Here is a 12,417-nt window from a genome sequence, read left to right as displayed (position 1 = left end):
CGTAATCATTATGGATACGTTATGATAAACCGCCCTTACAGAAGCGGATGCACCCGGGCGCGTGCTCGCGCCGGTATGCGCAGACGGAACACCCGCGCCAGTGCCAGCGCATAGGGCGGTGCCAGATCAAGACGCAGAGCCGCCGCAGGGGTCAAGAACGCGCCCCAGTCATGTTCCGACGACAGGCGGGGGGCAGCGGGCACCGCGCCCGGACCGGACCGGCCGCCGTCCCTGACGCCCTGCCCCGGGTCCATCCGATCCCCTTGGCCCGTCAGCCGACCGGCATAGACGCGCACCAGCCGTGGCCCCAGACCGGGACGGCGTTTCAGGCCGGCGGCGACCAAAGCCATCATATCCACCCGCAGACCGGTTTCCTCGTCCACCTCTCGGCTTAGGGCATCAAAGACGCCCTCGCCCATTTCAAGCTTGCCGCCGGGCAGGTCGAACAGACCGTTGGTCTTGCGCAGGATCAGCACCCGGCCACGCGGCGTCATGATAAGCGCCTTGGCACTGACTGGCAGACCGGGCGTTTGCATCTGGCGCCCGGCAAGCGTCCACAGATTGGGACGCTGGCGCGGCCGCGCAGGCACCGGCAAAGGCGGGATCATACCCTCCCCGGCGCGGACAAGCGTGAAAGGCCCGTCGACCCACGGTCAGGGCATCGCCGATCCATCCATATCCGGTCCTGCCCGGTCATCTACAACAGTCCCAGCGTCTTGAAGCTGGCATTGCCGGACCGACCGACGACCAGATGGTCATGAACGGTGATGTCCAGCTTGTCGCAGGCGTCGCTGACCATACGGGTCATGGCGATATCGCCCTTGCTGGGCCTGGGGTCTCCAGAGGGGTGATTGTGCACCAAGATGACAGCGCTGGCGTCCAGTTCCAGGGCACGCCGCACGACCTCCCGCGGGTAAACGGCCACGCGGTCGATGGTGCCGGTGGCCATGGCCTCATCCACGATCAGGCGGTTTTTGCGATCCAGGAACAGAACGCGGAATTGTTCGCGCTTTTCATGGGCGAGCGCGGTGCGGACGTAATCGTTCAAGGCCTGCCACCCGGACAGGACGGGCGCGTCGCTTACAGCCTCACGCGTGACACGCACGGCGGCGGCATGCACGGTCTTCAGGGCCACGGCGGCCGTCTCGCTCAACCCGTCCACGGCGCTTAGGGCCGGGATGTCGGCGCCGAGTACCCCGGCCAGCGACCCGAAACGGGTCAGCAAATCCTTGGCCAGGGGTTTGACGTCGCGGCGCGGAATGGCCAGAAACAGCACCAGTTCAAGAAGTTCATAATCGGCCAGACTGTCAGGCCCGGCCTGCAAAAAACGCTGGCGCAGACGGGCACGGTGCCCCTTGTGATGGGGAACGGCCACACCGCCGGCCACAGCCTGGTCGGACGGAGATATGGGACGCTCAGACGGGGGCACCCGCCGTATCCCTGCCGGCCGCGTCTGGTGTCCCGTCCAACGGATAGGGCGGATGGTCCCACCCCTTGGGCGAACGGGTGAAGACCTCATACCCGTCCTCGGTCACCGCCAGTGTGTGTTCAAACTGCATGGACAGGGATTTGTCGCGAGTCACGGCGGTCCACCCGTCGGACAGGATTTTCGAGTGGGGTTTGCCGGCATTGACCATGGGTTCAATGGTGAAAAACATGCCGGGCTTCAGTTCCGGCCCGCGGCCGGGCAGACCGAAATGCATCACGCTGGGCTCGTCATGGAACACACGACCGATGCCGTGCCCGCAGAAATCGCGGACAACGGAGAAACGATTGGCCTCGACAAAGATCTGGATGGCATGGCCGATATCACCGAGAAACGCGCCGGGCCGCACCGCCTCGATCCCGCGCCACATGGCCTGAAAGGTGACGTCACAAAGGCGCCTGGCCAGAATTTTCGGCTCGCCGACAAAAAACATGCGGCTGGTATCGCCGTACCAGCCGTCCAGAATGACAGTGACGTCGATATTCAGCGTATCGCCCTTCTTCAGGGTTTTCTCGCCGGGAATACCATGACAGATCACATGATTAACCGACGTGCAGATGGACTTTGGAAAGCCCCGATAGTTGAGCGGCGCCGGAACCGCGCCGTTGTCGCGGATGAAATCATGGCACAGGGTATCGAGATGCCCGGTCGATACCCCCTCAACAACGAAAGGCGCTATGTAATCGAGAACCTGAGCCGCAAGGCGCCCGGCGGCACGCATGCCCTCGAATGCCTCGGGTCCGTGGACCTTTATGGCGCCCGTGCGCACTTCGGGGGCTTCAAGGGCATTGACGTAATTCATGGTCGTTCCTTTTCGACATCCCGGGCCTTTTCGACATCCTGGGCCTTTTCAGCATGGTGCACCATGTCAGATACCGGCTGCCGAAGCAGGTGACATCCCGCATCAGCACAGAGGGTGTCCCTCATGGCCGTCTGGTCCATGCGACCCCACATATTAGGGGGCTGTCAGCGATATGGGAAGGGGCTGGGCAATGGCAATACCCTCCAGGCTGACATCGCAGGCATAGGCCATAAGCTCAACCCCCTCTCCCGCCGCCCAAACCAGCTTTTCGGCATAGACCGGATCCTTTTTCCAGGCCGGAGCGAACCAGCCGCAATCGGCGCGTTGTATAACGTAGAGCATCACAGCACGGTGGCCGGCGTGAACCATCGCGACCAGCTCGTCCAGATGTTTGGCACCACGCACTGTGACCGCATCGGGAAAGATCGCGCCGCCGTCCATACGCCAGTGGACATTTTTAACCTCGACAAAGCAGGTCTCGGACGGGGTATCCGCCGCCCCCCTTTCCAACAACAGGTCGATGCGGCTGTTACGGCCATATCGCACTTCACGCCGGATACGGTCATAGCCTGTCAAGCCGTCAATTAGGTCCGCCGCCACGGCTTCTTCCGCGAGGGCATTGGGGCGGGATGTATTGATACCGATCAGTGTGCCCTCGGCCTCGACCAGTTCCCAGCGCCAGTCCAGCTTGGCCTTGGGATTGCGATTGGGCAGAAGCCAGACACGGTTGCCCGGATCCACCACCCCCGCCATAGCCCCGGAGTTGGCACAGTGTGCCACGACAGTCTCACCGGTCATGAGGGTAACATCTGCGAGAAAGCGTTTGTAGCGCCGCTCCAGCCGGCCTTCCTGCAAGGTATCGTCGAATTTCATAATAGCATCCCAATAGTGTGCGCCCGCGCAAGGCCCGCTCGCATAGACCGGCACACGCCTGTTCCATCAGCACCTAAGCCCTTTGGAAGCAAACGGCAAGATGCCGTTGCAAACCGTTTACACGGCTGCAAGACGGGAAACATGCCTTTTCAGGCAATAAACAGAATGAAATCGTCGACAGAACCGAAATACAACTCATTGTAATTTGACCATTTGGTCAGAATTATTGCCGCAGTGCCGTTGCATGCTTGCAACATTACGGGTGCTTGACACTCTCCCGCCTCCTCTCAACGGGTGCAATCATCTCGCATTTCTTGAACTTTTGTGACAATCGGGATTTGGAAGGTTTCAAAAATCTCGCGGGTTCAACATACCAAAATAACGGGAAGGGTAGTCCTATGAAGGCACTTCGGAGTCTCGCGCTCCTGGCGGGCGTTGCCTCCACAGCGGTTATGATCGGCACACATGCAGGCGCGCAGGACACAACGTCCGGCGTGCGCGTGCGCGTTATCGATCAGAGCGGCACGGCGGTGGCCAATGTATCGGTGGAAATCACACATGTCCCCACGGGGCGCAAACGGACTATCACCACCAACAGCAGCGGCCTTTTGTTCGCGCGTGGTCTGCCGGTCGGAGGGCCCTACATCGTTCGGCTTGCCGACGGCACCGCATATGCGGCGCAAACCATCAATGATCTGTTCCTGCAACTTGGCCAGACAGAGGCCGTCGACCTTATCATCGCGTCCTCGCCGGAACAGATTGAGGAAGTGACGGTGACGGCAAGCCGGGTTACCCAGCAATTGCGGCTGGGATCGTCCGAGACCTTTACCGAAGGGGATATTTACGAGGTGGCGGCGATTTCGCGGGATTTCCGCAGTGCGCTCGAAACCGACCCCAAAATCCTGCTGGACAACACCATTGACCGGGGGCCCGGCATTCAGATCGCCGGTTCCAATTTCCGGTTCAACAGCCTGACGGTGGACGGTGTCGCGCAGAATGACAATTTCGGCCTGAATTCCGGCGGTTTCCCAACCAAACGGTCACCGATCTCGCCGGATGCCATAGGCCAGGTGGATGTGAACATTGCTCCCTATTCCGTCACATTCGGACAGTTTCTGGGCGGCAATATCAACATCGTCACCAAATCCGGCACCAATGAATTTCACGGGGCAGCTTTCGGCTTTTACACGGACGACAGTCTGACCGGCGACAACAGCGGTGACCAGCCCCTGAATATCGGCGATTTCGAGGAAACCGTTTACGGCGCCTCGCTCGGCGGTCCCATCGTCAAGGACAAGCTGTTCTTCTTCGCGTCCTACGAACGGTTCGATAGCGAGCGTAGTTTTCCCATCGGGATTGACGAAATTCCCGGCGTCACGCAACAGGACATCAACCGGGTCCGCCAGGTGACTCAGGACGTCTACGGCTTCGACCCCCTGGGCTTTGATGAACCGATTGAGGAAGATGACGAGAAGTGGCTGGTCAAACTGGACTGGAACATCAATGAAGACCACCGCTTCGCCGCCACCTATCAGCGGGCGGAGTCCAATATTCTGCTGGACGATTTCACCAATATCGTCACCAATACGGCAGCGCTGCAGTCCAACCGGTATGATTTCAATGACCGTTTGCAGACGTTTTCCTTCCAGCTGTTTTCAGACTGGACGGACAATTTCTCGACCGAAATCCGCCTGGGTCTGAAGGACGTCAACTCAGATCAAAGCTCCTTCTTCGGCGATGCCCCGGCCTTTACCGTGGCAACCGAGGGCGGCGGCACCATCCGTCTGGGTCCGGACCAGTTCCGCCATTCGAACGATCTGGACAACAACACCCAGTTCTTCCGTATCAAGGGCGACTGGTATCTCGGCAATCACACACTGACATTCGGCTATGAGCAGGAAGCGATTGATATCCAGAACCTGTTCGTACCGTGGTCGCGCGGCGAATTCAGCTTCAACAGCATTGACGATTTTGAAAACCGAAATGCCGGTTTCGCCATTTACGGCAATTCGCTGACCGGTGACCCGCTGGATGCGGCCGCGAATTTCAATTTCGCGACACACAGTTTCTATATTCAGGATGAATGGACACCAACACCGGAGCTGACGATCACCGCCGGCATCCGTTTCGACATTCTGGAAAACAACGACCTGCCCGAGCTGAACCAGGCGTTCACCGAGCGTAACGGTTTTACCAACCAGGAAAACCTGGACGGCAAAAACCTATTTCTGCCGCGCCTGGGCTTCAACTGGACACCGACCGATCGGTTGACGTTTCGCGGTGGCATCGGCCTGTTCGGCGGCGGAACACCGAATGTCTGGCTGTCCAACAGCTATTCCAACACCGGTGTTCTGTCTTCAACACAGTTCGGTTTCTTCGCGCCTGAACAGCTAGCTGCAGTTCAGGCCGTACTGGCCGACAACCCGAATGCGGACACCGCCCGCGAAAACCTTCAGCAATTCCTGTCGGCGCCGCCCCCCACTGCCGACACCAATGCCATCGATCCTGATTTCGACCTGTTTTCCACCTGGAAATACAGCCTGGCTGCCGATTATACGGCCGATCTGTCCTTTATTGGCCTGGGTGACGGCTGGGATATCAGCGTTGAGGGTATTTTCTCGGAGGTGCAGGACGCCATCGATTATGTGGAAACACGACGCACCCAGATTGATACGGCCCCCGACGGCCGTCCCATTTACGACCTGACATCCGGTTTCGATCTTATTCTGACCAATACCGGACAAGGCGACAGCCAGGTTTACACCGTGACGGTGGACAAGGACTGGGAGACGGACGTCGGCCGCTTCGCCCTGTCGCTCGGCTATACCCATCAGAATATCACCGAGGTCAATTCCGGTAACCGCTTCACCGCCTTTGAAGGCTTTGACTTCGATGCCACGATCGACCGGAACAACCGGGAGCTTGGCACATCGCGGTTTGAAATCCCCCACCGCTTCACGGTGAACTTCACCTGGGAAGAGGAACTGTTCGGTGACAACACGACACGCCTGAACCTGTTCTGGACCGGCCGGTCGGGCCGCAATTTCTCGTATACGTTCGGCTCGACCACAGCGTTCGGCGGCGCCTTCCTGACGGACTTCGGCAATGAAGGCGTGAACCCGGGCGGGTTGCTCGCCTATATCCCGACGGGTCTGAACGATCCGCTGATCAATGCGGCCGGCAGCAGCGGGCTGGAAGCGCTTGATGCCTTTATCGATGGAGAGGACTGTCTGAATGAGTTCCGCGGCCAGATCGCCGAACGCGCATCCTGCCGCACACCGTGGGTCAATCGCGTAAACATGCGCCTGAGCCAGGAGGTGAATCTTTTCAACGGTCATGCGGTTGAACTGATTCTGGATATCGAAAATCTGGGCAATCTGATCGACAGCAGCTGGGGACGCGCGGAAAGCTTCCTGGCACCGGCCAATGTGCCACTGGTCAATGTGGGGCTGACGGATGACGGCAGCCAGTATGTCTATGACTTCAACGGCATTGCCCAACCGACCATCAATGACAGGGCGTCAGCCTATCGCATTCAATTCGGTCTGCGCTACCGCTTCTAAGGCGGTATCGCGAGCCTGAAACCGAAAAGGGCGGCTACTCGGGCCGCCCTTTTCATATTTGACCAAGTTGTGGTGCCAATATGCGGATGCAGGCGGTACCCCGTTGTCAGACGATGAGTACGCTGTGCGCGCCATCCACGGGCAAGGCAACACCGCTGACGAAACTGCCGCCGGCGCCGACCAGCATCAACAGAGGCGCTTCCAGCTCTTTCAGGTCACCGACACGCTTTGCCGGTGTCATGGCCACATGGGTACGCCCGGGCTCGCTTTCCAGATAGCTTTCGTTGATTTCCGTTTTGAAATAACCGGGACACAGAGCGTTGACCCGTACACCGAAACGCTGAAACTCAATCGCCATGTTGCGGGTCATTTGCACGACACCCGCCTTGGATGTGGAATAAGTGGTGTGTGTCGGTCCAACACCGAGACCGAGAATGGACGCCGTATTGACGATGGACCCACCACGGCCGGCATCGCGCATGCGTGATGCCGCTTCGGTTGCGACGCGCCACATTCCCTTGAGGTTGGTATCCATAACCTTGTCCCAACTCTCCTCGGTGACATCGATGGCCCACATGGGATCGGCGATGCCGGCATTGTTGCAGACAATCGTGGGCACTCCCAGGTTTTCAGCAGCCTGGTCGAAGGCGGCTTTCACGCTGTCTCCGTCCGTAACGTCGAGCTGGACGGCCAATGTACGCTGTCCCGTATCGTCGGCAATATCGTCCGACAGCGCTTTGATCCGCTCCACCCGGCGGGCACCCAGTACCACATCGGCCCCGGCCCGTGCGAGTGCGCGGGCAAAATTCGCCCCGATACCCGAAGACGCACCGGCAACCAGCGCCACACGGCCTTCAAGACTGAACAGATCCTTCAAATAATCACTCATGAATGGGATTCCCTGATTTATGCGTTTTCACGGTCAAAATCGGCGAAACTTTTGCCTTCGTCCACCAGTCGTTCCAGAAGCGGTGCCGGCATCCACCAACGGGGGCCGTTTTCCACGGCGAGCGCCTTGATCCTGGAAAGCACGGCCGGCAGACCCATTGCATCGGCATAATGCATCGGTCCACCGCGATAGGGCGGGAAACCATATCCGTTGATATAGACGACATCGATATCGCTGGCGCGCAGGGCAATGCCCTCGCCGAGAATTTTCGCACCTTCATTGATAAGGGCCAGCATGCAACGCTCGACAACCTGTTCCGCGCTCCAGGGTTTGGCCACGATGCGCAGCTTTTCCCGTTCCGCGTCCAGAACATCCGCGACCACCGGATCCGGTTCCGGTGTACGACCGTCCTGAGGGTATTTATAAATACCCTCTCCGGTTTTCTGGCCTTTGCGCCCCATTTCCACCAAACGGTCGACCCAGTCATAGGCGCTGGTCTCGTAATTCTCGCGGCCAACACTTTGACGGTTGAAATATCCGACATCGAGGCCGGCCATATCCGACATGGCATTGGGGCCCATCGGCATGCCGAAGTCGAACAGGGCTTTATCGACGGCCTGCGGTTCGGTACCGCCGATCACGGCCAGCATCGCCTCGCGGCCGTAGGGGCCCAGCATCCGGTTGCCGATAAAACCGTGGCACACACCGGATACCACACCGATCTTTCCGATCCGCTTCGCCAGATCAAGTGCGGTGGCCAGTACGGAATCAGCCGTTTTTTCGGCACGCACAATTTCCAGGAGACGCATCACATTGGCCGGGGAAAAGAAATGCAGGCCCAGTACATCGTCAGGCCGAGCAGTCATGGCGGCGATGTCGTTCACATCCAGATAGGACGTATTGGTGGCGAGAATGGCGCCAGGCTTCGCCACGGCGTCCAACCTGGCAAAGACTTCGCGTTTGATGTCCATCTTTTCAAAAACGGCTTCAATAATCAGATCACAGTCCGCCAAATCATCATAAGACAGGGTCGGAGTGATGAGCCCCATGCGCCGGTCCACATCATCCATCGTCATTCTGCCCTTTTTGGCAGTACGCTCCCAATTGCCCCGCATGACACCGAGGCCTCGGTCCAGTGCATCCTGACCGGTGTCAAGCAACGTGACGGCAATACCGGCATTGGCCATGGCCAATGCAATGCCACCACCCATGGTGCCGGCCCCCAGAATACCGACAAGGCGGATATCGCGTCGCGGCGTTTCCTTTGTCACGCCAGGGACACGCGCCACCTGGCGTTCGGCGAAGAACAAATGCTGAAGGGCACGGGCCTGCGGGTTGGCCTGGCATTCGGCAAACAGCTCCCGCTCGCGGGCCATGCCGTCGTCGAACGGCAGACTGACGGCTGCCTCGACACACCGGATGATCCGCTCCGGCGCGAAATAACCGCGCGATTGTTTGGCAATGGACGCTCGCACGCCCTCAAAAAAGGCGGCGCCGTATTCTGCCCCGTCCAGGACCATATCGCGTGTCCGCCGCACACCATCGGAAATTCTGTCCTTTGCAAATGCAACGGCCTCGGCTTGCAGATCAGCATCCGCAGACAGGACCTTGTCGACAGCCCCCCATGTCGCGGCAGTCGACGCCGGAATATGCCTGCCGGTCAGCATGGCCTGCAAAGCATTGTCCACCCCGCCGACGCGCGGCAGGCGCTGTGTCCCGCCCGCGCCCGGCAGTATGCCGAGTTTGACCTCAGGCAGGCCGATTTTGGCACTTTCAAGCGCGATGCGGTAATGACACCCCAAAGCAACTTCGAGGCCGCCGCCTAGCGCCGTACCGTGAATGGCGGCGACGACGGGTTTTTCCAATGCCTCTATGGTATCGATCACTTCCGGAAGGTGCGGAGCCACGGGCGGCTTGCCGAATTCGCGGATGTCCGCACCGGCCATGAAGGTCCGGCCGGTTGCCATGATGACCACCGCATCGACCGCATCATCGGCGGCGGCCCTGGCGGCACCATCGCTTAAGCCCTGCCGCACGGCCAAAGACAGAGCATTGACCGGCGGGTTGTTCACTGTCAATACGGCGACACGATCCGTCACCCCATAAGACACGCTCATGAGTTCTCTCCCTCTTAGGAAACGCTGCTGATTCTAACCGGTGAACGCCTGAAGACCGGTGATGGCACGCCCCAAAATCAGGGCGTGTACGTCACTGGTCCCTTCATATGTGTTCACAGCTTCCATATTCATCACATGGCGGATGACGTGATATTCATCCGATACGCCGTTACCACCGTGCATATCACGGGCTGTGCGGGCGACATCCAAAGCCTTGCCGCAGTTATTGCGCTTCATCATCGAAATCATTTCAGGGGCAAAGCGGTCTTCGTCCATCAGACGGCCCAGACGCAGGGCGCCCTGCAGGCCAAGGGCGATATCGGTTTCCATCGTGGCCAGCTTAAACTGGATCAACTGATTGGCTGCCAGGGGGCGTTCAAACTGTGCCCGGTCCAATGTGTATTGCCGGGCGGCATTGAAGCAGAATTCCGCAGAGCCCATGGAGCCCCAGCAAATGCCGTAACGCGCCCGGTTCAGACAACCAAAAGGTCCGCCAAGTCCCTCGGCATAGGGCAGGAGAGCATCCTCGCCGACTTCGACACCGTCCATCACGACTTCGCCCGTGAAGGAGGCCCGCAGCGAAAATTTACCCTCGATCTTGGGTGTGGACAGGCCGTCCACATCGCGTTCCAGAATAAAGCCACGGATTTTACCGCCATGGGCGTCGGACTTGGCCCAGATGACAAAAACGTCGGCGATCGGGCTGTTGGTGATCCACATTTTTGAACCGGTCAGGCGATAACCGCCGTCAATCTTCTCGGCCCGCGTCTTCAGACCGCCCGCGTCGGAACCGTGGTCGGGTTCGGTCAGACCGAAACTGCCGACCCATTCGCCGGTGGCCAGTCTGGGCAGGTACTTGCGGCGCTGTTCCTCACTGCCATAGGCATAAATCGGATGCATGACGAGAGAGCTTTGCACTGACATGACGGAACGGTAACCACTGTCCACACGCTCTATTTCCCGCGCGACGAGCCCGTAGGCGACATATCCGGCATCAGAACCGCCATAGACTTCCGGCAGCGTCATGCCGAGCAAACCCTGTTGCCCCAATTCGGAGATAATGGCGCGGTCGAAAGTCTCATGCCTGTTGGCTTCGAGAATGCGCGGCATCAGCCTGTCCTGCGCGTAGGACCTGGCACTGTCCCGGATCAACCGCTCTTCACCGGACAGTTGATCGTTCAGGAAAAAGGGATCATCCCACTGAAAGGCAGTCAGACCCTTTTTGTAGTTCATATCCCTGTCCTGGCGATCATCTGACGCCATACGCGCATTCATGTTCATCCCACTACCCTCACGAAGTCCTTACAACTGCCGGCAGCTTAAAACCTAGAAGCCGGCCTGTCGAACCGAAACGGACATGTCCTCTTTGGATTCGTCCGCAGTGGCCGAATGTCCGTCTTACGGCGGTCTGGCCTACACAGCGCACCATACGCTAGAAATATACGCATAATAGCGTCATCATGATCGACAGGACATACACCTGCATTCAGATACCGAGCAGATATTGGAAAGGACGGCGAGGTGGCATTGAAGGAAACTCCCATTTGCGATTTCGGTGCCCTGGCGGCCGATTTCACCTTGCCCGACCTGAGCGGGATGAAGGTCTCATTGCAGGATGTAAGGGGGGTCAGCGGGACGCTGATCATTTTCATGTGCAACCACTGCCCTTATGTACAGGCCATCATAGAGCGGCTGGTCCGGGATGTGCGGGACCTGCGCACCGCCGGTATCGGCATAGCCGCGATCATGTCCAACGATTATTCCACTCATCCCGAGGATGCACCCGACCGCATGCGGGCCTTTGCCACGGAACATGGAATTGATTTTCCCTATCTGCTGGACGAAGACCAATCTGTCGCCCGCGCATACGGCGCTGTCTGTACGCCGGATTTTTTCGGCTATAACAGCGATCTGGAGCTTCAGTATCGCGGGCGTATCGACGATAGCCCGATGGATGCCGGAAATGTGACCCGGCGCGATTTGCTTGCCGCCATGCGCCTGATTGCAGACACGGGTGTGGGCCCCGGTGAACAGGTTCCGAGCATGGGCTGCTCCATTAAATGGCGCAGTGGATGACCCCGGGTGCGCCTGCGTTTTACCGCAGGACCTGAAAATGTCTTTGCGCAGGCGCAGGCTTCATGGCAAGGCTGCCAATAATGAAGACCATGGCCTGTTAGTCCATGGCCGGATAGACCATATCTCCGACAGAATATGCCGCAGGCTTTTCCGCAGAGCGTCCCATGAAAGCATGTTTGATTATCGGCTGGCGTGAATGGGTCGCCCTACCCGATTTGGGCATAGGAGCCATTAAAGCCAAAATCGACACCGGCGCCGCCACATCGGCATTGCACGCCTATAAAATCCGTATAGAGGAAAACCCCGAGGGCACGGTTGCGCATTTTTGCGTCCACCCGCGCATAAGGCGGCGCAGGCCGGAAATCCTGTGCAGCGCCCCGGTCCACGACATCCGCACCGTCCGCAGTTCCAACGGCCAGTCTGAACAGCGTATTGTTGTGAAAACCGGCTTGACCCTGGGGCCTTATACACGCCCCATATTGCTGACGCTGACGAACCGGGATGAAATGACATTCCGAATGTTGATCGGACGTGAAGCGCTGCGAGACCGGTATGTGGTGAACAGCGCGCATTCCTATAGCCTGAACCATGAAGACCTGGACAACGGATGA

Annotated in this window: 10 protein-coding genes; 3 read left to right on the top strand and 7 right to left on the bottom strand. The window is 58.9% G+C overall.

What is annotated here, in order from left to right:
- Positions 1-35: 35 nt before the first annotated feature.
- From BXY39_RS11975 to sfsA, 4 genes are all read right to left on the bottom strand, one after another.
- Positions 36-608, bottom strand: coding sequence for an NUDIX domain-containing protein (locus BXY39_RS11975; RefSeq protein ID WP_121939125.1), 573 nt, complete (start codon positions 606-608; stop codon positions 36-38).
- Positions 609-697: 89 nt separating this feature from the next.
- A complete protein-coding gene (gene radC, locus BXY39_RS11970; RefSeq protein WP_121939308.1) occupies positions 698-1,438 on the bottom strand; it encodes a RadC family protein in 741 nt (246 codons plus the stop codon).
- The gene (map, locus tag BXY39_RS11965; RefSeq protein ID WP_121939124.1) at positions 1,416-2,288 is read right to left on the bottom strand and encodes a type I methionyl aminopeptidase; all 873 of its coding nucleotides are present in this window, start codon (positions 2,286-2,288) and stop codon (positions 1,416-1,418) included. The genes radC and map overlap by 23 nt, the downstream gene beginning before the upstream one ends.
- Positions 2,289-2,441: 153 nt before the next feature.
- Positions 2,442-3,161: a DNA/RNA nuclease SfsA gene (sfsA, locus tag BXY39_RS11960; RefSeq protein WP_121939123.1), complete on the bottom strand. Its 720-nt coding sequence runs from the start codon at positions 3,159-3,161 to the stop codon at positions 2,442-2,444.
- A gap of 398 nt (positions 3,162-3,559) precedes the next feature.
- Between sfsA and BXY39_RS11955 the strand changes: the two genes are divergently transcribed.
- Positions 3,560-6,724, top strand: a complete 3,165-nt coding sequence (locus BXY39_RS11955; protein WP_121939122.1) for a TonB-dependent receptor — start codon at positions 3,560-3,562, stop codon at positions 6,722-6,724.
- A 106-nt stretch (positions 6,725-6,830) separates the two neighbouring features.
- Here the strand turns inward: BXY39_RS11955 and BXY39_RS11950 are convergent, their stop codons facing one another.
- The 3 genes from BXY39_RS11950 to BXY39_RS11940 are packed head-to-tail and all read right to left on the bottom strand — an operon-like array spanning position 6,831 to position 10,963.
- Positions 6,831-7,613: an SDR family NAD(P)-dependent oxidoreductase gene (locus BXY39_RS11950; RefSeq protein ID WP_121939121.1), complete on the bottom strand. Its 783-nt coding sequence runs from the start codon at positions 7,611-7,613 to the stop codon at positions 6,831-6,833.
- A 17-nt stretch (positions 7,614-7,630) separates the two neighbouring features.
- Positions 7,631-9,730, bottom strand: coding sequence for a 3-hydroxyacyl-CoA dehydrogenase NAD-binding domain-containing protein (locus BXY39_RS11945; protein WP_121939120.1), 2,100 nt, complete (start codon positions 9,728-9,730; stop codon positions 7,631-7,633).
- A gap of 33 nt (positions 9,731-9,763) precedes the next feature.
- On the bottom strand, positions 9,764-10,963 hold the full coding sequence (locus BXY39_RS11940) for an acyl-CoA dehydrogenase (RefSeq protein WP_121939307.1): 1,200 nt from the start codon (positions 10,961-10,963) through the stop codon (positions 9,764-9,766).
- A 288-nt stretch (positions 10,964-11,251) separates the two neighbouring features.
- On the opposite strand from BXY39_RS11940, the gene BXY39_RS11935 reads away from it, so the two are divergent.
- Entirely contained in the window at positions 11,252-11,806 is a 555-nt protein-coding gene (locus BXY39_RS11935) for a thioredoxin family protein (RefSeq protein ID WP_121939119.1), read from the top strand.
- A gap of 164 nt (positions 11,807-11,970) precedes the next feature.
- A complete protein-coding gene (locus BXY39_RS11930) occupies positions 11,971-12,417 on the top strand; it encodes an ATP-dependent zinc protease family protein (RefSeq protein WP_121939118.1) in 447 nt (148 codons plus the stop codon).

The organism is Eilatimonas milleporae (assembly GCF_003688555.1).
Lineage (GTDB): Bacteria > Pseudomonadota > Alphaproteobacteria > Sphingomonadales > Kordiimonadaceae > Eilatimonas > Eilatimonas milleporae.
Note: the sequence above shows the minus strand (reverse complement) of the source record. Positions and strands in the feature narration are given on the sequence as shown.